A 22669-nucleotide genomic window follows, 5' to 3' on the forward strand; every position below is an offset into this window, starting at 1 on the left:
ATGCCGTTTTCAAAGATGTCACGACGGAAACGATCAGGCGTCCGCGTCGGCACTTTCCGTTGAGGTTGTTTTGCCGGTAAAGCGTTGTAGCAGGAATACCGCAACGATCAGGGCAATCCCGATGGCATCGGTCGTCAGGCCGCCCGAAATCATCAGCAATGCTGCGGCAAAAGCCATCGCACGAACCAGAATGTTCATTCGGCCCCCGAACAGGTAGCTGACAATCGCGCCAGACAGCATGTAGATGCCGACCAGTGCGGTAAGCGTATTTACGCCGATCGTCATCCATTCGCCCTGCATCAGCAGACCCGGGCTGTAGAAGAACATGAAGGGTACGATAAAGGCCGACAGACCGATGCGGAACGATGTGACCGATGTGCGCAGCGGTTCGGACCCCGCAAGTGCCGCCCCGGCATAGGATGCCAGTGCGACCGGTGGGGTGATTGCGGACAGAACCGCATAATAGAACACAAAGAAATGCGCGATCAGCGGATCAATCCCCAGCTGGATCAGACCAGGAGCGACCACCGACGCTGCGACCGCATAGGCCGCTGTGGTCGGCATGCCCATACCCAGCATGATCGAAATCAGCATGGCAAACAAAAGCGCAATGAACTGGCTTTGCTCGGCAAGTGCAAGGAGCATCGAAGAGAAGCGCAAGCCCACGCCAGTCAAACCGATGATGCCGACAATGATCCCTGCACAGGCACAGACGGCAATCAACTGGATGGCCATGCGCGAGGACAGGTCAAGTGCCTTCAGCACCTCTTTTGGTCCCATGCGATGAGGTGTCAGCCATGAAACGACAAAGGCCGAAGCCATGGCAAGCGTACCGGCACGGATCACGGAATAGCCCATGAACAGCGCACCCACCAGTATCACGACAGGCAGGAACAGATAGAACTGTTTGATCAGGGCGGAAAACTGCGGCAGTTCGGAACGCGGCAGACCGCGCATATTGTGTTTCTGGGCTTCGAAATCGACGATCAGGAACACGGATACGAAATACAGCACAGCCGGAATGATGGCCGCGACTATCAGCTCGGTATAGGGAATTCCGGTGACTTCGGCCATGATGAAGGCACCTGCGCCCATGATCGGGGGCATGATTTGCCCGCCCGACGAGGCGGCGGCTTCGACCGAGGCGGCGACCTGAGGCTTGTAGCCGACGCGCTTCATCAGCGGAATGGTCAGCGACCCCGTGGCAACCACGTTACCGGCAGAGGTGCCATTGATCATCCCCATCAGGCCGGATGCAAATACTGCAACCTTGGCCGGCCCGCCACGCTTGTGACCGGCAGCGGCAAAAGCGAAATTGACGAAATAATCGCCGACCCTGGATGCCTGAAGAAAGGCGGCAAAGGCGATGAACAGCATGATATAGGTAGAGGAAACCGCCGTCGTCGCACCGAGAACGCCGTTATCGGTATAGATATAGGTAAACAGGCGGTCGAAGGAATAGCCGCTGTGACGAAGGAAGCCCGGCAGCCACGGTCCGACAAAGCCATAAATCACAAAGATCGAGGCAATGATGATCAGGGCCAGACCCGCCACACGGCGGGTGACTTCAAGGATCAACAATAGTCCCGAAAACGCGACCCATGCATCAACCGGGGTCGGCATGACACCTGCACGGAACTGCCACGGGACGAGGTTGGCCATCAGATAGGCCGCAACCGAAAAACTGTTGATCAGCAGGACATAGTCATAAAGCGGCGCACCTTGCGCGTTCGGACGAAACAGCCAGCCGGCACCGATGGCGACCATGGTAGAGGCCGCAACCGCGATACCGAAATATGTGTAGGCCCCGGGGGCAGGGAATTTGGCCCCGGCACCGAACACCTGATAAGCACCATAGAGCGCAATGGCGAGGGCAAACAGGGCAGGCAATCCGGCAATGGCCGTGATAACGCGTTCGGCCATCAGGTTTCCGGTCTTGCCGGTTGCTGCATCGCGCGGCGCGATCGAGGCGTAAAGGCCAAAACCGATCATCAGGCCACCTGCAACGTGCAGGATGCGAAACGCCCAGGTTTCCAGCGGAAACACGTTCAGCACCATCAGGTGAAATACGGTGTAAAGAACGCAAAAGGCAAAGAAAAATCCGGTTTCCCAGCGGCGCAGGGGACGTCCCATCGACGAGGGATCGTCATCGACACCGGAGGCAAGCACTTTCTGCTCGACGGTGTCGGCTTTGGAATCGACCATGGCGGTTTTCCGTGCAGTCAGATGTGATAATAGTCCCGCCCGATGGTGCGCAATGCATATGCAACGGACGGGACAAAAGGATCATACAAAGGCGTAAGGCTTATTCTTCGTATTCTGGCGGATACAGGTTGCCAGGAATGTCAAAGCCTTTTTCCTTGTAGTAACGGATCGCGCCCGGATGGAACCACATGAAGCCGTTCTGGTTGAAGTTTTCAGCCAGGGTATCTTTGGCTGCCCCGTGGATCTGCATCATGCGGTCATTGTTATCAAGAACCGTTTTCATGACGTTATAGACGAAGTCGGCCGAAAGATCCTTGTTCGCGACGCCAAAGTTGGCCATCGACACGGTGCGGATATCGCCTTCAACCCCGGCATAGGTGCCAGCCGGAATGATGAATTCGGTTACCGACGGGAAGGAGCCGAGGATTTCGATCATCTGTTCGTCGTCAAAACCGAAAATGTTGGCATCGTTTTCAGCCTGAATCTGGCTGAAGGCCGAAATCGGAATACCGGCAGCAAAGGAGAAGCTGTCGATCAGGCCGTCCTGCAACTGACCGGCTGCGTCGGCAGCACCGCCATATTGCAAGTTGACGTTAAGGCCAAGGGTTTCAAAGAAACGCGACCAGTAGGTTGCTGCCGTGCCGGTACGCGGACCGACATTGACGGTTTTGCCGTCAAGATCCGCCACATTGTCGATGCCCGAATTGGCAAGCGCAACGGAATGGAACGGGGTCGGATACATAGGGAAGGTCGCACGCACATTGTGCATGGTGACGCCCGGTGCCAGTTCGCTTTCGCCAACCCAGCCTTCATATGCCGGACCCATGGTGACCATACCCATGTCGAGCTCGCCGCTGTTGACGAGTGCCATGTTGGCAACCGGACCACCGGTGACTTCGGACGATGCCGAAACGCCAAGCATTTCCTGAACCAGACCGGCCCAGCCAGCGCCGTAAATAAAGTAGGTGCCGCCCTGCGATGCGGTGCCGACCTTGACCGATTCCGGCCAGTCGGAGCGATCCTGTGCCTGTGCCGCCGGTGCCAGAGCCAGCATGGCCGCGGTGACGGTTACCGCACCTGCCACTTTGGCATGATGCTTGATGAAGTTGGTAAACATTCTGTCCATTCCTCCCTACGGAATTGCATCATAGTTTTAACCGGCGTCCGCTGATGCGGTTTCTTTAGCTCCGGCAGACGCCTGTTCGGCCAACTGCATGATCACAATGACCTCCAGTCCCCTGATATTGTCCGATAAGACAATTGGTTCCTATGGTTCAATGGTTCAATGCCGTTGCGTCAAAAATAACGCAAGTACGATGCCAACTATGCTTTTAAGGCTAAAAATATAAAATACTTATATATTTCAGGTGGTTATTTGATTATTTGACAAGGTGGCGAAATCTTGAGTGTGTGGCTATCCGCACATAACGGCAGTGCAACATGTGTGGGATGCCTATCACTTGTTGCGAAAATTTTCGGGTTGAATACCGTATTTGGCGAGTTTGTCGTAGAAGGTTTTACGTGGTACGCCAAGGGCGGTGACGGTGGCTGTCACATGACCGCCATGCTGGCGCAGCGCTTCGCAAATCACGCCTTTTTCAAACGCTTCGACCTGACGGGGCAGGGACAGGATATTCTCGACCGGTTGCACGCTGTCCCCGGCAAACGGATCAAGTCCCAATACCCGCCGTTCGGCGGCATTGCGCAGTTCACGGACATTGCCGGGCCAGTCATACATAGTCAGGCGGGTTATTTCTGCCCCGCCAAGGGGACTTGTATCCCGGCCAAATCTTTCTTGCGCCTCTTTCATGAAATACTGGAACAAAAGGGGGATGTCGTCCTTGCGTTCGCGCAGTGGCGGGATATGAAGCTGCACGACATTCAGCCGGTAATACAGATCCTCGCGGAAGGCCCCGCGCGATGATGCTTCGCGCAAATCGACCTTGGTCGCGGCAACCACGCGCAAATCAATCGGCTGCAACTTGTTCGAGCCCAGGCGTTCCAACGCGCGTTCCTGTAAAACGCGCAGCAATTTGATCTGAAGCGACAGCGGCATGCTTTCGATTTCATCAAGGAACATGGTGCCCTTGTCGGCAAATTCGAACTTGCCGATGCGTTTGTTTTCAGCGCCCGTAAAGGCCCCTGCTTCGTGGCCGAACAGTTCGGATTCAATCAGGTTTTCGGGCATCGCGCCGCAATTGACGGCCACAAACTGGCCGGGGCGACCGGATGCCTCGTGCAGGGTACGCGCAACGACTTCCTTGCCCGCACCGGTTTCGCCATTGATCAGGACATGGGCATCGGTCGCGGCAATGTTGCCGATCAGGGTGCGCAGCTTTTCCATCGCGGGCGTGCGCCCGATCAGGCCCGATACTTCCTTGCTGTGACGGGCCAGTTCGGCCTTGAGCGTCCTGTTTTCAAGAATCAGCTGGCGATGGGCCATGGCGCGACGTGCCACATCGATGAAGTGATCGGGATCGAACGGTTTTTCGATGAAATCGAACGCGCCTTCGCGGATGGCGCGCACCGCGGTGGCAACGTCGCCATGTCCGGTGACAAGGATCACGGGCATTTCCGGTTCGATTTTGCTGATGCGGGACAGCAGTTCCATACCATCCATGCGCGGCATGCGGATATCGGTCACAAGGATACCGGGCCAGCCACGGCGAATACGTTCCAGCGCACTGCCGGCGTCGCTATGACATTCGACGACGATATCGGCAAGCTCCAGCGTTTGCTGTGCGGCTTCCCGCACATCTTCGTCGTCATCGACAAACAGAACGCAATGGGCCGTGTTGTTCAATTGCCTTCCCCTTTTTATCCGTTCCGGATCAGGGGGCGATCATGCGATGTACCATCAGATCCGTTTCTACGCCTTCTGTTTCGGCGGTTTGGCCGGATGTTGTATCAGGCAGGGGCGATGACGTCGAGGTTGATGTGGTATCACCCCCGGGCATCTGATCTGCACATCGCAATTCAATCGTGAAACAGGCCCCGCGCGTCGGGCGGTTTTCCGCACGAATGGTGCCGCCGAAACTGCGAATGATGCCATAACAGATCGAAAGCCCAAGCCCCAACCCATCGCCAAATGGCTTGGTGGTAAAGAACGGATCAAAGAGTTTGGACAGGTTTTCGGAGAGGATACCGGGGCCATTATCGGTGATGGACACGAGAACGCGATTGTCCTTTTCTTCAAGTGTCACGTCGATTTGCGGGAATTCTTCGTCCCGGCAGGCATCGGCGGCGTTGCTCAGGATATTCAGGAAGACCTGTTCAAGCTGGTTTTCCTCGGCCGTGACCAGCGCCACGTTTTGGGCCGTCCGATACCGTATGTCGGCCAGTCCGGCCCGCCCGGTTTCACGCAGCAGATCAATGGCCTTTTCCAGCGGTCCCGCCAGTGCTACCGGGTGCGTGTCATGTTTCGGGCGGCGCGCAAAGGTTTTCAGGTGGTTGGTGATCCGGCCCATGCGTTCGGTCAGTTCGGAAATCCGGCCCAGATTGCGGCTGGCGGTTTCGTCATTGCCGCGCGCAATGAATTTCAACGCATTGTCGGCATAGCTGCGAATGGCGGTCAGCGGCTGGTTGATTTCATGTGCGATCCCGGCCGACATCTGGCCAAGGGCGGCAAGTTTGCCGGCCTGCACCAGTTCGGCCTGTGCAGTGCGCAGGGCATCCTCGGTCCGGCGGCGTTCGCTGATTTCCTCGGCAAGGCGCAGGTTGGTGCTCATGAGGTCGGCGGTGCGAAGCCGCACCTGGCGTTCCAGTTCGCGTTGCGACCAGTCGCGAATTTCGATTTGTTCAAGCATCGCGCGGCGCCGTTGCAGCAAAACAAACAGCGTTCCCATGATGATGATATGGACCGCCCCGCCAATGAAACCCGCGGTCAGGATCGACTGGTCGAGAACCGACTTGTCGGTCAGGAGGTACATTTTCCATCCCTGCTTGGGCAGGGGGCTGCTGACCACCAGATAGGGTTTGGCATCGCTTTTCGACTGTTCCACGTCCCCGGCGGCTTCTTCGCCCGTGATCCTGAAGGCAATAAGTTCTTCGGGGGTAACGGTTTCGGTCGGGGCAAGCGACAGAATGCCGATGCCTGCATCGTGCGGCCATTCGCCCTGTTCGACCGGCATCGGATCAAGGGGATAGTCGCCATACTTGCGTGATGACATCAGTGCAGGGCGATCTTCGGGGGAAATTCCTTCCAAATCGCGAAACCGCCATTCCGGGCGCGATGTAATGATAACGATGCCGTTTTCATCGGTAACCAGAACGTTTTCGCTACCGCGTGCCCATCTCTGAACCAGAGTTTCCAGATGGGTTTTGACGACCATCGCCCCTTTAAACTTCGCCCCGTTTGGACGCACCGGATGCGAGATATAATAACCCGGCACATTGGATGTGATGCCGAATGCGAAATAATGGCCGGTCAGTCCGGCTTCGGCCTGTTTGAAATAGGGGCGAAAGGCAAAATTGCGCCCGACAAAGGAGGCGTCGCTGTTCCAGTTGCTGGCCGCGATTGTTGTGCCGTCGTCAGCCATGAAATAGATATCCGACGCCCCGCTGTCGGCGGCCAGTTCTTCCAGATAGACATTGACCTCGGCGGCGTCGGCCGGGCTTGAATGCAGGGCAAGGTCAAGAATGCGTTTGTCACTGGCCAGCGTGATCGGAAGATATTCGTGTTCCTTGATGGCACCCTGAAGGTTGGAACGATACAGTTCGAGCTTGTTGCGCCCGTCTTCTGCAATCTCGACAAGGCGGGTTTCGCGCCACAGTTCCGTGGTCAGCCAGACGGTGACGGGCAACAATATCAGCAGCCCGGCCAGAACCAGCCGCGCACTTCGTTTTGCCGATATGGATGTCTTGAGCATTTCCCGTCAGACCGTTTTTCAGAATTATGTCGGTAGATTATGATGACATATTGGTAACAAAGCATAGCCGAAAAAGGTCGCGCACGTCAGGTGCTTGATAAAAGCACGGACTGTCTGTACCAATCAGGAACGATCAGGCGATAGCTTCCTGCCTGTACGGGAAATCAATAATCCGACAAGGATGAGACCCTGAATGACCGATAACGATCCGCACCTGATCTGGGTTTTGGCCGATGACCGTGCCGGAAACGTCAATCAGGCCATCGGTGTGGCAGAAGCCCTTGCCCAGCCGTTTAAACGGGTCGATATCGGTTATACCAGTCTGGCGCGCCTGCCCAATGTCATTCGCCGTGCCAGCCTTTTGGGGATCGATACCCCTTCGCGTGCAAGGCTTGTGGCACCGTGGCCCGATCTGGTGATTGCCGCAGGGCGACGCACCGCGCCGATTGCGCGATGGATCAAAAAGCAAAGCAACGGCCATACAAAATTGTGCCAGATCATGCGCCCGGACGGGGGCGAGGGGGCGTTTGACCTGATCGCGGCCCCGGCCCATGACCGGATGCCGATGCGTGAAAACGTTCTGGAAATTCCCGGTGCGCCGCACCGCGTAACCGAAACCAGACTTCTGATCGAGGCCGATACCTGGCGCCCGCATTTCAAGGGGCTGCCAAAACCGCGTGTGGCATTGATTGTCGGGGGCAGCACCAAAAGCACGGTCTTTACCGCCGATATGGCGCGCGAACTGACCGGGCGGGCGATCGAGGCGACCAGGGCGGTAGATGGCAGTTTGCTGGTGACGACAAGCCGTCGTACCGGGTCGGAAAACGAGGAAATCATTGCCGAAATGCTGGGTAATTCGGGGCTGCCATATCACCTGCATGACTGGAATTCAAAGGACGAAAACCCGTATTTCGGTTATCTCGCGCTGGCCGATACCATCATCGTTACCGGTGATTCTGTTTCGATGTGTTGCGAGGCAGCCGCCGCGCCGGGCGGGGTTTATATCTATGCCCCCGATGGTATTGCAAACCCGCGCCATCAGCTTTTGCATCAGGCATTGTATGACGGCGGTTATGCCCGGCCGTTGTTGCCAAATACCGAAATCGTACCGTTCAAACATCCCTCCCTGCAACCGGCCCGTATGGTCGCACAGCGCTGCCTTGAATTGCTGAACGCCCCGGTTTCGTAGGAATTTTTGATCCGAAACCCCTGTTTCTGTCGTGATCGTTACGGAAGCCGGACGCCGCTTCCGGACGGGTCGATATGGTCGACCAGAAAATCGATAAAGGCGCGAATACGCGCGGCAAGATGTTCATGTCCGGCAAAAATCGCATGGATCAGCTGTTCGTCATTCGGGTTCCAGTCCGGCAGGATTTCAACCAGCGTTCCGGCCTTCAGATCGCCCTGAACATGGAACCGGCCAAGCCGCGCCATGCCCAGCCCCGAAAGGCATAACCGGCGCATGGCCGGGCCGCTGTCGCACAGGAAATTGCCCGATACCGTCCGGCCAAACCGTTCGCCGGTGTCGGGATTGGTGAAAGGCCATTCATTCATCGGGATCGGGAAGTTGAATCGCAGGCAATTGTGACTGTCCAGTTCGTCCGGATGGCCGGGCAGGCCGCGTTTGGCAATATATTCCGGCGATGCGACGATGGTGCGGCTGCTTTCGATCAGTTTGCGGGCCTTTAGCGATGAGTCGGGCAATGATCCCGATCGGATGGCGATATCGGCCCGTTCTTCAAGCAAATCAATAATCCCGTCGGTCAGGGAAAAATCCAGTTCGACCTCGGGATAGCGTTCGAGAAAGGCGGGGATCAGCGGCTGAACATACATCACACCAAACGCGATGGAGGCATTGACGCGCAACCGGCCACGCGGGGCGGCCTTGCCGCCGCTGGCGACCGCCCGTTCGGCATCGTCGATTTCATCAAGTACCCGCCGGGCGCGGGCCAGATACATTTCGCCTTCGGGCGTCAGTTGCAATCCGCGCGTGGATCGCACCAGAAGGCGGGTCGCCAGCCGGTCTTCGACCCGCGTGACAAGCTTGCTGACAGCGGATGGCGACAGGCGCAGTTTCCGACCGGCTTCGGAAAAGCTTCTGAGTTCCGCGACCCGGATGAAGACTTCCATTTCCCCTGCGCGATTATCCAACTGATCCTCCGGCTTTGAATTCAATTCAAAGGCGTTTGTCGCGCAATCCGGATTATCGTGCAAGCATTCCATCGGCATAGTGGGCGGCAATGAACGGGGCGGGATGCCCCACCAACCATTTGTGCCCGCAGACGCATGGCGCGCGGGCCGGAGAATTGAAATGCCGCTTGCTTTATTTGCGTTGACGATCGCGGCCTATGCGATCGGCACGACGGAGTTTGTCGTCGTCGGCTTGCTGCCGACCGTGGCAAACGATCTTTCGGTGACCCTGCCGATGGCCGGGTTGATTGTCAGTGTCTATGCCCTTGGCGTCACGTTCGGTGCGCCGGTTTTAACCGCCCTGACCGGGCGGATGCATCGCAAGACCCTGATGCTGGGTCTGATGGGGGTGTTTGTGGTTGGCAACAGTGCCGCCGCACTTAGCCCGACCTATGAAATGCTTTTGGTTGCGCGGGTGATTTCGGCCTTTGCGCATGGTGTGTTTTTCTCCATCGGGGCGACGATTGCCGCCGATCTGGTGCCGGAAAACCGTCGGGCATCAGCGATTGCGATGATGTTCATGGGGTTGACGGTTGCGATTGTGACCGGTGTGCCGCTTGGCACCTATATCGGTCAGATGTTTGGCTGGCGGGCGACTTTCTGGGGTGTTTCGCTTCTTGGTGTGATTGCCTTTGTCGGGATTGCGGCATTGCTGCCCTCGAACCTCAGCCGGGCGGAACCCGCACGCCTGCTTGATCAGGTGCGCGTACTGGGCAGTGGCCGGTTGCTTCTGGTGTTTGGCATGACGGCGTTCGGTTATGGCGGCACGTTTGTCACCTTTACCTATCTGTCCGCAGTTCTTCAGGATATCACGGGGTTCAGTGAATCCAGTGTCAGTCTGATCCTTGTGTTCTATGGGCTTGCGATTGCGGTTGGCAACCTTGCGGGCGGACGTATTGCGGATCGGAACCCGGTCCGGGCGCTGACCATCCTGTTTGCCTTGCAGGCCGTCACACTTGTGATCTTTACCTTTACTGCCGTTTCGCCGATCCTTGCCGTTGTCACGCTGGCGGCCCTTGGTTTCCTGCAATTTGCCAATGTGCCGGGGCTTCAGCTTTATGTCGTGCAACTGGCAAAGCTGCACCGTCCGGGCGGGGTGGATGTTGCATCGGCGCTGAACATTGCGGCGTTTAACCTTGGCATCGCGATTGGCGCGTGGGTTGGCGGGATTGTTGTTTCCTCCTCGCTTGGCCTGTCGGCAACGCCTTGGGTTGCGGCCCTTCTGGTGGCGCTTGCGGTTGGTCTGACCATGATCAGCGGTGTGCTGGATCGCCGGACCGATACCGCCCTTCAGACCGCATAAGCGATATCGGGGTTGCCGCATCCTGTGCACCGGATGTGGCACCCTTTACCGGAAAGACTTGTTTTAAGGGCCTTTCTGGCGTTTTCTGATTGTTCGCCCCACAAAACCGGTTTTGATATGTCCATATCGACTGCGCTGCCTGCTGCCGTTCCTGAACATTTCCCCCGCCAGATTGCGGTTCTGATCCTTGTTGTTGTTGCCTGTTCCTTTGCCGGGAACCATGTGGCGGCAAGGCTGGCGTTTGAAAACGGCACCGGGTTGCTTCTGGCGATCCTGTGCCGGTCGGGGGTGGCACTGGCGATCCTGATTGCGCTTGTGATCTGGCAAAGGCAGACGATCCGGCTTCCGGCCGGGACGCGCAAATGGCAATTGTTGCTGGGTCTTCTGATTACGATCCAAAGCCTGTGCCTGTATTCGGCGGTGGCCCGCATTCCGGTCGCGTTGGCCCTTTTGACGGCCAACAGTTTCCCGATCATTCTGGCGCTGATCACCTGGGCATTGGGCGGGGCACGACCGACCCTGAAATCGGCGGCCCTGATGCTGTTCATCCTGTCGGGGCTTGTCCTGGCGCTTGATGTGCCCGGTGTTCTGGCGATGGAGGGCGATGTCGGTGCGAACTGGTGGCAGGGGATTGGTTTTGCACTGGGGGCGGCAACGGCCTTTGCCGTCGCTCTTTGGGTGACCGATCACAAATTGTCGGCATTGCGCGGATCGGTGCGCAGCATGTTCACCATGGTGATCGTGTTTGCATCGATGATCATTGCCGGTTTCGCCGAACTGGTGCCGGGCGGAATGGCATTGCCATCCGCAACACCGGGCTGGTTCGGTCTTGGTGCATTGGTTCTGCTTTATGGTGGTGCCTTTTCCGTCCTGTTCATTTCGGTGCCGCGGCTGAATATGGCGCGCAATGCGCCGGTGATGAATATGGAACCGATTGCCACCCTGCTGTTTGGCTGGGTGGTGCTGGAACAGATGATCAGCCCGGCCCAGATGCTGGGCGGGTTGGTCGTGATTACCGGGATTGTCATCCTGACGGTGCGCAAATCGGCCTGAGTGCCGGAATTATCGGAACCTTCGGGTTCGGCAGCCGTTGCGAAGACAGTCGCGACATTTCCAATGAGGAATTCAGATGTTTAATGTATCTGCAAATGGTGCGGTGATCCCCGCTCTTGGCTTTGGCACGTTTCGCATGCCCGAAGCCGACGTTCTGCGTATCGTGCCACAGGCGATCCAAACCGGCTTTCGCCATATCGATACCGCCCAGATTTACGACAACGAAGCCGCCGTCGGGCAGGCGATCCTTGACAGCGGTGTTCCGCGCAAGGACATCTTCCTGACCACCAAGGTCTGGGTCAGCAATTACAGGCATGATGCCTTTGTCAAATCGGTCGATGAAAGCCTTGAAAAGCTTAAAACCGATTATGTCGATCTGCTGCTTTTGCATTGGCCGAACAAGGATGTGTCGCTTGCCGATCAGATCGGGGCGTTAAACGAGGTCAAGCAGGCCGGCAAGGTGCGCCATATCGGGGTCAGCAATTTCAACATTGCCCTGATGGATGAAGCCGTTGCCCTGTCGGAGGCGCCGCTTGTGACCAATCAGGTCGAATATCATCCATTTATTGATCAGACCAAGGTCATGGACGGGGCGCGCAAACATGGCATGGCGCTGACCGCCTATTATGCGATGGCCGATGGCAAGGTGCTGGAGAATGAGCAGCTTGCCGAGATCGCCAAATCGCATGACAGGTCGGTCGCGCAGGTGGTTCTGCGCTGGCTGTTGCAGCAGAATGATGTCATCGCACTGTCGAAAACCGCAACCGAAAGCCGGGTCGCGGAAAACTTCGATATCTTTGATTTCGAACTGAGCGGCGAGGAAATGCAGGCCATTCATGGTCTGGCCGATAAAAACGGCCGGATCGTCAGCCCCGACGGGCTGGCACCCGATTGGGACTGATGCTGTTTTCAGGAAGCAGCAGGGCGGGCGGAGCAGTTTTCTGCCCAAGGTATTGAGAAATATACCTTTATCGCCGCATTGAGCTTTGGATAAGAATTTTTTCCGGTTTTTCTGGAAAAAGTTCTTGATTTGTTCTTTTGTTTATGGCATAAGAGCAAAATCAACGGGACAAATGGGCCCGGAGACAAACCCGCAAAGCGTGATTCGCTTTTGCGGGTTTTTTGCGTTTCGGGCGGCAAAAACAGGAATGAGACGATGATGCGACAGCGATCTGACGGGATGACATGGTGGGGGTGGTATCGCCAAAGGGACGTCACTGGCGCATGGAAAAGCCATTACGGCGGTGGTGCGCTTGGGCCGTGAGGCCTCGGGATATTTGCGAAAAACTGTTGTTTATCATGACGGGAGAAATGTGCCCTTGGGGCAAGGGTGTTCGGCAGAATGGTTCGGGCCGAGGCGAAGTTGGTCCGGTTCGGTTCAGTCCGGTCGGTGAAGCGTGAAAATGTCGAGAATCAGCGGGCCCGAATTGCGCCCGGATTGCGTCCGGATTGGATCGGCTGGCCGGGTTGCCGGGATTGGTCGCCAGCGAGCCGATTGAGCGTTCGGAGATGCCGAAAGGCCGGTCATCGATGGCGGGATTTGTGCCAGCCATGCGGCAACGCTGTGGCCCTTGGGGTGAGGTGCGTTTTGGGGGCAACCGAGAGCGACGGGTGTTTTTTTCGGAGCGGCGTGGTCCGTCTGGTCGGTGGCGTTTGGCGATGCCGGGAGCTGCGGGATGGCTGGATTGGCTTGGTGATTGACCAAATCGTCATTCCGGGCGCAGCGGAGCGCAGACCCGGAATCTGTGCCCCATTGAAAGAGCTGGATTCCCGCCTTCGCGGGAATGACGATCAGGTTGGGAATGCCGATCAGGTTAGGAATGACAATCGGATTGGGAGGGCTGTGTCAGCAATCTGAGGGCCGGGTTATCCGGCCCTTTTATGGCTTAGACCGCCTGTGAATGCCGCCCGTGGGCGTGATCAAGATAGGTATCAAATGCCGCACAAACCGCACGGACCAGCGGGCGGCCGCTTTCGGTAAGGTAGATGTGTGTGCCGTTAACTTCGACGATGCCATCCTGTGTCATGGCGTGGACCCGGTCGATTTCCCATGTGAAATGGTCGACGGATGTGCCGTGATCGGCACAGATGGCGGCGACATCGACCGTCAGGTTGCACATCAGTTCGTTGATGATGTCGCGCCGGATGCGATCCTCGTTGCTGACTGCAATGCCCTTTTCAATGCCGCATTCGCCCGCCTCGACCGCGCGTTGCCAGCGGGCAAGGGCCGGGTCGTTCTGGGCATAGCCCTGTGGCAGCGATGAAATGGCCGAGGGGCCAAAACCGATCAATGCTTCGGCGCGGTCGGTGGTGTAACCCTGAAAATTCCGGTGCAGAAGGCCGTTTTTCTGCGCGATGGCCATGGCATCGTCATCGCGGGCGAAATGGTCAAGGCCGATGGCGCTGTAACCATGTGAGGTCAGTTGGGTCTGGATGGCTTCGTACTGGGCCCAGCGGGCTGCGGTGTCGGGCAGGGCTTCGGTCGGGATCAGGTTCTGGTGTTTTTTCATCCATGGCACATGGGCATAGCCGAATACCGACAGGCGGTCCGGGTTCAGCGTGACCGTCTGATCAACGGTTTCGATGATGCTGTCGACCGTCTGGAACGGCAGGCCATACATCAGATCAACATTGATGCCCGAAATCCTGTGCGCGCGCAGGCGGGCAATGACATCTTCGACCAGTTCGAAGGATTGCACGCGGTTGACCGCACGTTGCACAAACGGGTTGAAATCCTGAATGCCGATGCTGGCACGGGTAAAACCGCAATCGGCCATCGCATTGATAAATTCCGGGGTGGCGGTGCGCGGGTCCATTTCAAGGGCGACTTCGGCGTCGTCAAGGATATCGATGCGGTCCGTCAGATCGGCCATGATCGCGCGAAGGTCTTCGGGTTTAAGTGCCGTCGGGCTGCCGCCGCCAAAATGAATATGCGAGACCTTGAAACGGTGGGCAGGGTCAAGCTTTGACAGCAGGCTTTCGATTTCAGCCCGAAGGGTCAAAACGAAGTTGCCAACCGGGTCATATTGCCTGGTGATTTTGGTGTTGCACCCGCAGAACCAGCACATTTCCCGGCACCACGGGATATGCAGATACAGCGATAAGGGTTGTGCGGGATCAAGGTCACCCAGCCAGCTTTCGAAAACCCTGCCATTCACCGACGCGCTGAAATGCGGTGCGGTCGGATAGCTGGTATAGCGCGGCAGACGCAGGTCGTATTTTTCGTAAAGGGCGAGTTGCATGACGGACATCCCGAAAATTCGTTCTGTCCGTCTTTTGCATTATTCCAAATTCATCTTCCTTGATATGCGTCAAGGAGTGGCAAAGCGGGAAATTACAGATGCTTGAAAGCTGAAATCAGATCGGCACGCAGGATCGCCAGCCGTTCATTGCCGGTTTCCTCGTCATAAGGTTCGGCCTTGCCGACACCCCAGATCGGGCCGGGCCATGCGGCATCATTTTTGAACCGGGCGATGACATGACAATGCAGTTGCGGAACCATGTTGCCCAGCATCGCGACATTGGTTTTATCGGCGTTGAAACGGCGCTTAAGCGTTGCAGAAACAATCGCGCATTCATCGCCGAGCAATTTGCGTTCATCCGCACTCAGATCATCATAATCGACCAGATTGGCGCGTTTTGGCACAAGGATCAGCCACGGATAGCGGGCGTCATTCATCAGCAGGACATGGGACAGCGGCCCGTCGGTAACGAGATCGGTGTCGGCAGCAAGTTGCGGATGAAGGGCGAAATCGTCGATCATGGCGGGCCTCTTTGGGGCTGGGGACAGATGAGAGTGAAATCTTATAGACGGAACGCAATAGCTTGTCGCGCGTTCCGGTAAGAGGACAAAATTGTCCGTTCGAGTGTTGTTTTTGAATAACTTGCAATAATTGCCGTTCCTGCCTAGCTAGGTCCTGACCCTGGCCGGGGTCGGACAAATGCGATACAGGAGCATGACCGGCATGACGGACAGAAAGCGGGTGGTAATCGTTGGCGCAGGGTTTGGCGGCATGAGTGCCGCCAAGAAACTTGCGGGCAGGGATGAGGTTGACGTCATCCTGATCGACAAGCGCAATCATCATCTGTTTCAGCCGCTGCTTTATCAGGTGGCGACCGCCGACCTGTCGCCCGCCGAAATCGCCTGGCCGATCCGCAGTATTTTCAGCCGCTATCCCAATGTTTCCGTTTTCATGGGTGAAGTCACCGGGCTTGATTTGCCAGGCAAGCGGATCATCGCGGGGGATCGCGACCTGTCGTATGACTATCTGGTGATCGCGACCGGGGCGGTGACATCCTATTTCGGTAACGATCACTGGGCGATGGTCGCACCGGGCCTTAAAAACATTACCGAGGCGACCGATATTCGCAAAAGTCTGCTTCTGGCGTTTGAGCGGGCGGAAAACAGTGAAGACCCGGAAGAACGGCGGCGGTTGCTGAACTTTGTCGTGGTTGGCGGCGGGCCGACCGGGGTCGAGATGGCCGGGGCGATTGCCGAGCTTGCCAAGCAGGCATTGTCCCATGATTTTCGCCGGATTGATCCGCGCGATGCGCGCATCATCCTTGCCGAAGGCGGCCCCAGATTGCTGGGCACATTTCCCGAGGATTTATCGGAATATACCCGCAAATCGCTTGAAAAAATCGGTGTCGAAGTCAGGGTCAATCAGCAGGTTTCCGACATTACCGCGATGGGTGCGCAGATTGGCGATGAATTCATTCCGAGCGCGAATGTGATCTGGGGCGCGGGTGTCCGGGTTGATCATCTGGCCGACTGGACCGGGCGGGAATGTGATCGGGGCGGTCGGGTGATGGTCAATACCGACCTTTCGGTGCCGGGTTATGAGGACGTTTTTGTCATCGGTGATGCGGCGCATGTGCCGTGGCGTGATGGCATGACGGTGCCGGGTATTGCGCCCGCGGCCAAGCACCAGGGCAAGTATGTTGGCGGGCGTATCCTTGATCATATCGCGAAGCGCGAAACACCGCCATTTGCCTATCGCCATGCCGGAAATCTGGCGACGATTGGCCGTCATCGGGCGGTGATTGACCTGAACGGGTTCAAGCTGCGCGGCTGGCTGGCGTGGTGGTTCTGGGGGCTTGCGCATATCTATTTCCTGATCGGTCTGCGCGCGCCCGCCCTTGTGATGGTGCAGTGGGTCTGGAGTTATCTGTTCCGCAAAAAAGGCGCGCGCCTGATCACCGGGCTGATGTCGGGCGAGGTATCGGAACAAATAAACCCGGCACAAAGCCCGGCGGGAAAGCCGGCAAAAACACCACCGGGGGAATGAGGGGGCGATCCATTCCCCGGTGATGGTGCCGTCAGGTCGTTCAGGCCATCATTGCGATATCGGAAATCTGCGTGTGACGTGCCTGCAATTGCATGACGATATCGGCGACTTTTGCCTCGGCATCGGCGATGGATTTTTGGGTGCGGTCGTCACCGAATTCGTCATATTCGATAGCGGCACCGTGCTGATCGGTGATGCCGATATATTCCAGCGGGGCAAAGACGCCGCCTTCGACATGATTAAGATGGGCCACGCGCCCGCCGGGATCATATCCGAAATCGCCGCGCGAGGATAAAACCACCAGTGATTTGCCACCCGTCAGCATCGGCCAGTAGGGGACGCCATCACGCGACCGGTCAAAGCCGAAGGTGACACCGACACGGACGATATTTTCGATCCATGCCTTCATCTGGGCGGGCATGCCGAAATTATACATCGGCACCCCGGCAACGATCACATCGGCGCGCAGCAATTCGGAAAGCAGTTCGTCGCTTTCAGCCAGTGCTTGATGCATCCAGTCTTCGCGCTGATCGGGTTTGGTGAAGGCCGCATGAACCCAGTCACCCGTTACCGGGCTGGGCGGATTGGCGCCGACATCGCGATAGATGATTTCGTCATCCGGGCGGGTGGCGCGCCATTGTTCGATGAATTTGGCGGTAAGGCGGCGCGAGTGGGAGCCGTGGGCGCGCGTGTCGGATCGGCCGGGGCGCGCACTGCTGTCGATATGAAGGATGGTTGTCATGGGGCACCTTTGATCGTTAATGATGATATTTGTTCATCTGTTTCGATTTGCATTGCCCCATATTTGACTTGGATATAGGCTTTGATCAAAATCGAATATCTCAGCCAATAGATGAATTGAGTTCATCCATATGCCCTTGCCCCCGCTTGCGACCCTGCGTGCTTTTGAGGCCGCCGCCCGACACCTTAGTTTCAAGCGGGCGGCGTCCGAACTTGCCGTGACGCCAACCGCGATCAGCCATCAGGTGCGATTGCTTGAAGAAACCCTTGGTGTGCGGTTGTTTGATCGCAAACCAAGGCAGGTGACACTGACCGCCGCCGGGCAGGAACTTTATCCCACATTGCGCGACGGCTTTGCCGGTTTTGCCGCCGCCATTGACCGGATCAAGGCGCGCAAACCCCAACGCGGGCTGACGGTATCGGTGCTGGCATCCTTTGCGGCCAAGTGGCTGTTGCCGCGCCTTGGCGGTTTTCAGGCGGCACATCCCGATATTCATTTGCGCCTGCATACATCGGCCGAGACGGTTGACCTTCATTCCGGGATGGCTGACGCGGCGGTTCGATATGGCAAGGGGCCGTTTCCGGGCATGGTGGTGCAAACCCTGTTTGCCGACCGGTTCGCGCCGGTTTGCAGCCCGATGCTGAATATCCAACAGCCCAACGACCTGCGCGGGCAGACCTTTTTGCATCTGGAATGGCTGCGCCCGGACGAGGCGACGCCGACCTGGGCGCGGTGGTGCAAGCGGGCCGGGCTGGATGATGTCGATTTATCAAGCGGGCTTAGTTTCAGTGACGATACCCACGCCATTCAGGCCGCGATTGCGGGGCAGGGTGTTGTTCTGGCCAGTTCGGAAATGGTGCGTTCGGAAATCGCCGCCGGGCTTCTGGTGCAGCCATTCGGCCCGGTGATGGAAGGGCATCATTATCACCTGATCCATACCGGCAGGAGTGCGAACATCAAGGAAGTCGAGGCATTCGGCGCGTGGCTTTCGGACGAAATCGCCAAAGATGGTGCCGTGTGATGAAGGTGCCCGGGATGCCGTCCTGCTTTGGCATTGACGCGGCGGCGGTGATGCGAAACCATGACGGCCCGAAACAATGCTCCGGTCAGGTGTCCAATGCCCCGTTTCAGCGCCAATCTTTCCTTTCTGTTTGCCGATCTACCGTTTGAGAAGCGTTTTGCGGCGGCAGCGGCGGCCGGGTTTGGCGGGGTCGAATATGTCGGCGCCTATGACATGCCGATGGCAAGCGTCAAATCGCTGCTGAGCGATAATGGCCTTGAGCAGGTTTTGTTCAATATGCCGACCGGGGATTGGGAAAAGGGTGAACGCGGGCTTGCCTGTCGTCCTGGGCGCGAGGATGCGTTTCGCGATTCCGTGGTCAAGGCGCTTGATTACGCCGCCGCGACCGGATGCAGGATGGTGCATTGCATGGCGGGGGTGATGGGCAAGGGCGAGGATGCCGGGGAACTGGCGCGGCTTTATTGCGACAATCTGCTTTATGCCGCCGATCTGGCCGAACAGGCCGGGGTCAAGATCCTGATCGAGCCGATCAATCCGGTCGATATGCCGGGTTATTTGTTAAATTCCGTCGAACAGGCTGCCGTGATCCTTGATCAGCTTGATCATCCCAATCTGGCGCTGCAATTCGATATTTATCATGCGCAGATTGTCGGCGGGAATATCGCCGCACGTCTGGACAAGCATCTGGACAAAACCGCCCATATCCAGATTGCCGGTGTGCCGGGCCGCCGTGAACCCGATAGCGGCGAGCTTAATTATCCGTTCCTGTTTTATATGCTTGACCGGGTCGGTTATGACGGCTGGATCGGCTGTGAATACAAGCCGCACGGCGATACTGATGCCGGTCTTGACTGGATCCGCCCGTGGATGCCGAAATCCTGATCAAATCTATTCGATCAGGATGGCGCGGAAGTCGTTTACGTTGGTCAGCGTCGGGCCGGTGATCAGGAGATCGTCGATTTTGGCGAATGCGCTATAGGCGTCGTTATTGGCCAGATATTCCCGAAGGTCGATCCCGGCCGATGTCGCCTTTTGCCAGCTTGTCGGGTCGATGATGGCACCGGCGTTATCTTCGCTGCCGTCGATGCCGTCGGTATCAATGGCGAGCGCGCTGAACCCGGCGTGATCGCGGAACTGGATCAGGAGAGAGAGCAGAAATTCGCTGTTGCGGCCACCACGCCCCCCCTTGGCGCGGACCGTGACGGTTGTTTCACCGCCCGATAGCAGCACACAGGGTCTGGCGGCCGGTTGGCCGTGATTGGCGACCTGATGGGCGATGCCGGCATGGACGATGGCGACCTCGCGGGCTTCGCCTTCGATGGCGTCCCCCAGAATGACCGGATTGATGCCAAGGTCGCGGGCGACCCTGGCTGCGGCCTCCAGACTGTCCTGCGGGCGTGACAGCATGACGATTTCATGCCCGTCAAAGCATTTGTCGCCCGGTTTGACGGTTTCATGGATGTCGTTGTTTAAAAGTTCGGTCGCGGCAAGCGGGATTTCGATCCGGTAACGGCGGATGATATCAAGCGCATCCTGCCCGGTTGTCGGATCGGCAACGGTGGGACCGGATGCGATGATTGCCGGATCGTCGCCCGGCACATCGGAGACCAGATAGGTCACCATGCGTGCGGGGGCACAGGCGGCGGCCAGCCTGCCGCCCTTGATCGCGGACAGGTGTTTGCGCACACAGTTCATTTCGGAAATGGTCGCGCCGCTATGGAGCAGGGCCTTGCTGATTGCCTGTTTGTCTTCGAGTGTCAGGCCCGGACCGGGCAGGGCCAGCAGGGCCGATCCGCCGCCCGAAATCATGCAGACCACCAGATCATCGGGACCGGCGGATTTGACGATATCGAGAATGCGCTGGGCGGCCTTTTGCCCGGCGGCATCGGGGACCGGGTGGGAGGCCTCGACAATTTCGATTTTCTCGCACGGGACGGCATGACCATAGCGGGTGACGACCAGACCGGAAATATCGCCATCCCATGCCTTTTCAAAGGCGCGCGCCATATTGGCCGATGCCTTGCCCGCACCGATGACGATGGTTTTGCCCTTGGGTTTTGCAGGCAGGTTGCGCGGGATCTGGACCGCAGGATCGGCGGCCTTGAGGGCGGCATCCATCAACTGCAAAAGCGTGTCGCGCGAGGTTGTCATATCGGGTTCCCTGACTGGATTGGGTGTTCTTGATTAATTGGGGCCGGTTTTCCGGCTCAGTTCGGTTTGTTCACGGTGGCCAGTTTGAAATATTCGATGACCGCCTGTAAATGTTCGGACATGGCTTTTTCCGATGCATCCGGGTCACGCGCGGCGATGGCTTCGACAATCGCATAATGATGTTCCTGCACCATCCGGTCAAAGGACGGGCCCGACAGATTGTTAAAGCGGATTTCGGTCAGGGCCGCCTGCAAGACATCATGGAGCATTTTCATGACGTGGTAATAGATGATCGATCCGCTGGCGCGTGCGATCATCATATGCAGGCGATGATCGTCATCGGCACGATATTTCGGCGCACGACGCGGATCGTGGGCCTGCCGGTAGGCGATGCGCAGCAGTTCGATATCCTCGTCACTGGCATTGATGGCAGCCCGCCGTGCGGCCCATGTTTCCAATGTGCAGCGGATTTCCTGAAGGTCGCGCAGGTTATCGAGCGATGCCCGCACAAGATCGGTCATCGCGGTATCCATTTCGACCCCGGTCGAGGACAGGACTTCGGTACCGCCCCCCTGAACCGCGCGCAGGTAACCGCGGGTTTTGAGCTTTTGCAGGGCCGCACGTACCGAAACGCGGCTGACTTTCATGTTTTCGGCCAGTTGGCGTTCGCCCGGCAGACGATCACCGGGCAGGAAAATGCCTGCGGTGATCATGTCGAGAAGTTTGTCGGCAACCTGATCGGCAATCCTTTTGGGCGGGTTGGCGTCAACCCCGTCGGAAGATTGTGCAGGTTTGACAGGCGGCATGTTTTGAACACTCCAGCAGCGACCGAGACCAGTCGACAACGCGTTTGGTTTTATTGGTCATACCACTTTACGGGATGTTTTGCGTTGCTGCAAAGTGTCCGTTGCACTGTTGTAAAGGGGGCGTGCGGGCGAGCTTGTCAGTCCGGTCATAAATTGATAGTTCAACAGGGTCCGAAATGCCGGTTCGCGCCGGTTTTGGACCCGAAAATTTTCAAGCTGCCCCAATTTCAGGAGAATTCGCGTGAGCCACCATACCGGGCCGCTGCTGGGCCATGATGATCCGGCACCGTTTGAGGTTTTGAACGAGAACGGCAAGGGGCATTCGCTTTTTGTCTGTGACCATGCGTCGCGCGAAATCCCCAAAAGCCTTGGTACGCTGGGCCTGCCGGAAGAAGAACGCAAACGCCATATCGGTTGGGATATCGGGGCGCGCAAGGTGACCGAAATTCTGGTGGAGCGGTTTGATTGCCCGGCGGTTCTGGGCGGTTATTCGCGGCTGGTGATCGATTGCAACCGGCAGCTTTGGGACCCGACCGGGATGCCCGAAATCGCCGATCAGACGGTGGTGCCGGGAAATAAAAACGTTTCGCCGTCTGAACATATGCAGCGCATTCGCGAGATTTTCCTGCCCTATCACGGGGCCATCGAGGAACGCATTGCCAATTTCCATGCCCATAAAATCGTCCCGGCCCTGATCGCCATTCACAGTTTTACCCCCGTTTTCCAGGGGTTCGAACGGCCGTGGGAAATCGGCATTCTTTGGGATCAGGATGACCGTATTCCCGTACCGTTGCTGGCGAAATTGCGCGAACAGAATCCTGATTTGACGATTGGCGATAATGAACCCTATTCCGGGAAGCATATGGCCGATTACACCATCGATCATCACGGCGAAGCGGGTGGGTTGCCCTGTGTGTCGATTGAAATCCGGCAGGATCTGATCGATACTGATGCAGGGTGTGAGAAATGGGCCAGAATCCTTGGCGATGCGTTTGTCGACATCCTGGCCGACCCGAACCTTTATAAAATCAGGAGAGACTGA

The 22669-nt window shown here is 57.4% G+C and carries 18 protein-coding genes; 8 read left to right on the forward strand and 10 right to left on the reverse strand.

The window, feature by feature from the left end; all coding sequences use genetic code 11:
* Nucleotides 1-33 precede the first annotated feature (33 nt).
* The 4 genes from LG297_RS07015 to LG297_RS07030 all read right to left on the reverse strand — a co-directional run bounded on the left by LG297_RS07015 (nt 34) and on the right by LG297_RS07030 (nt 7073).
* A complete protein-coding gene (locus LG297_RS07015; RefSeq protein ID WP_404426210.1) occupies nt 34-2205 on the reverse strand; it encodes a TRAP transporter permease in 2172 nt (723 codons plus the stop codon).
* Between the two features lie 100 nt (nt 2206-2305).
* Nucleotides 2306-3322: a TAXI family TRAP transporter solute-binding subunit gene (locus LG297_RS07020; RefSeq protein WP_404426211.1), complete on the reverse strand. Its 1017-nt coding sequence runs from the start codon at nt 3320-3322 to the stop codon at nt 2306-2308.
* Between the two features lie 339 nt (nt 3323-3661).
* Nucleotides 3662-5008 carry a sigma-54-dependent transcriptional regulator gene (locus LG297_RS07025; protein WP_404426212.1) on the reverse strand — a complete coding sequence of 449 codons (1347 nt, stop codon included), beginning with the start codon at nt 5006-5008 and terminating at the stop codon, nt 3662-3664.
* Nucleotides 5009-5036: 28 nt separating this feature from the next.
* Nucleotides 5037-7073 (reverse strand): ATP-binding protein, encoded by a 2037-nt coding sequence (locus LG297_RS07030; RefSeq protein WP_404426213.1) that lies wholly within the window; start codon nt 7071-7073, stop codon nt 5037-5039.
* Between the two features lie 193 nt (nt 7074-7266).
* Between LG297_RS07030 and LG297_RS07035 the strand changes: the two genes are divergently transcribed.
* Complete coding sequence (locus LG297_RS07035) at nt 7267-8262, forward strand: mitochondrial fission ELM1 family protein (RefSeq protein WP_404426214.1); 996 nt, start codon at nt 7267-7269, stop codon at nt 8260-8262.
* A gap of 38 nt (nt 8263-8300) precedes the next feature.
* Here the strand turns inward: LG297_RS07035 and LG297_RS07040 are convergent, their stop codons facing one another.
* Nucleotides 8301-9224, reverse strand: a complete 924-nt coding sequence (locus LG297_RS07040; RefSeq protein ID WP_404426215.1) for a LysR family transcriptional regulator — start codon at nt 9222-9224, stop codon at nt 8301-8303.
* Between the two features lie 160 nt (nt 9225-9384).
* Between LG297_RS07040 and LG297_RS07045 the strand changes: the two genes are divergently transcribed.
* The 3 genes from LG297_RS07045 to LG297_RS07055 all read left to right on the forward strand — a co-directional run bounded on the left by LG297_RS07045 (nt 9385) and on the right by LG297_RS07055 (nt 12520).
* Nucleotides 9385-10566, forward strand: a complete 1182-nt coding sequence (locus tag LG297_RS07045) for an MFS transporter (RefSeq protein ID WP_404426216.1) — start codon at nt 9385-9387, stop codon at nt 10564-10566.
* A 117-nt stretch (nt 10567-10683) separates the two neighbouring features.
* Entirely contained in the window at nt 10684-11619 is a 936-nt protein-coding gene (locus tag LG297_RS07050; RefSeq protein ID WP_404426217.1) for an EamA family transporter, read from the forward strand.
* A 76-nt stretch (nt 11620-11695) separates the two neighbouring features.
* Complete coding sequence (locus tag LG297_RS07055; protein ID WP_404426218.1) at nt 11696-12520, forward strand: aldo/keto reductase; 825 nt, start codon at nt 11696-11698, stop codon at nt 12518-12520.
* Between the two features lie 985 nt (nt 12521-13505).
* Here LG297_RS07055 and hemN read toward each other — a convergent pair.
* Entirely contained in the window at nt 13506-14861 is a 1356-nt protein-coding gene (hemN, locus tag LG297_RS07060; protein ID WP_404426219.1) for an oxygen-independent coproporphyrinogen III oxidase, read from the reverse strand.
* Nucleotides 14862-14953: 92 nt separating this feature from the next.
* Nucleotides 14954-15382, reverse strand: coding sequence for an HIT domain-containing protein (locus tag LG297_RS07065; protein ID WP_404426220.1), 429 nt, complete (start codon nt 15380-15382; stop codon nt 14954-14956).
* Between the two features lie 202 nt (nt 15383-15584).
* Here LG297_RS07065 and LG297_RS07070 point away from each other — a divergent pair, with 202 nt between their 5' ends.
* Nucleotides 15585-16907: an NAD(P)/FAD-dependent oxidoreductase gene (locus LG297_RS07070; protein WP_404426221.1), complete on the forward strand. Its 1323-nt coding sequence runs from the start codon at nt 15585-15587 to the stop codon at nt 16905-16907.
* Nucleotides 16908-16947: 40 nt separating this feature from the next.
* Here LG297_RS07070 and LG297_RS07075 read toward each other — a convergent pair whose 3' ends face one another.
* Nucleotides 16948-17649: an FMN-dependent NADH-azoreductase gene (locus LG297_RS07075; RefSeq protein WP_404426222.1), complete on the reverse strand. Its 702-nt coding sequence runs from the start codon at nt 17647-17649 to the stop codon at nt 16948-16950.
* A 130-nt stretch (nt 17650-17779) separates the two neighbouring features.
* Here LG297_RS07075 and gcvA point away from each other — a divergent pair, with 130 nt between their 5' ends.
* Nucleotides 17780-18670 carry a transcriptional regulator GcvA gene (gene gcvA / locus LG297_RS07080; RefSeq protein ID WP_404426223.1) on the forward strand — a complete coding sequence of 297 codons (891 nt, stop codon included), beginning with the start codon at nt 17780-17782 and terminating at the stop codon, nt 18668-18670.
* 96 nt (nt 18671-18766) lie between these two features.
* Nucleotides 18767-19552 carry a 2-oxo-tetronate isomerase gene (gene otnI, locus LG297_RS07085; RefSeq protein ID WP_404426224.1) on the forward strand — a complete coding sequence of 262 codons (786 nt, stop codon included), beginning with the start codon at nt 18767-18769 and terminating at the stop codon, nt 19550-19552.
* Nucleotides 19553-19558: 6 nt separating this feature from the next.
* On the opposite strand, the gene LG297_RS07090 is transcribed toward otnI, so the two are convergent.
* Both LG297_RS07090 and LG297_RS07095 read right to left on the reverse strand, forming a co-directional pair.
* Nucleotides 19559-20821, reverse strand: coding sequence for a glycerate kinase (locus LG297_RS07090; RefSeq protein WP_404426225.1), 1263 nt, complete (start codon nt 20819-20821; stop codon nt 19559-19561).
* 56 nt (nt 20822-20877) lie between these two features.
* The gene (locus tag LG297_RS07095; RefSeq protein WP_404426226.1) at nt 20878-21627 is read right to left on the reverse strand and encodes a FadR/GntR family transcriptional regulator; all 750 of its coding nucleotides are present in this window, start codon (nt 21625-21627) and stop codon (nt 20878-20880) included.
* Nucleotides 21628-21868: 241 nt separating this feature from the next.
* On the opposite strand from LG297_RS07095, the gene LG297_RS07100 reads away from it, so the two are divergent.
* A complete protein-coding gene (locus LG297_RS07100) occupies nt 21869-22669 on the forward strand; it encodes an N-formylglutamate amidohydrolase (RefSeq protein WP_404426227.1) in 801 nt (266 codons plus the stop codon).

The organism is Thalassospira australica, from assembly GCF_044790785.1.
In the GTDB taxonomy this organism is placed as follows: domain Bacteria; phylum Pseudomonadota; class Alphaproteobacteria; order Rhodospirillales; family Thalassospiraceae; genus Thalassospira; species Thalassospira australica_A.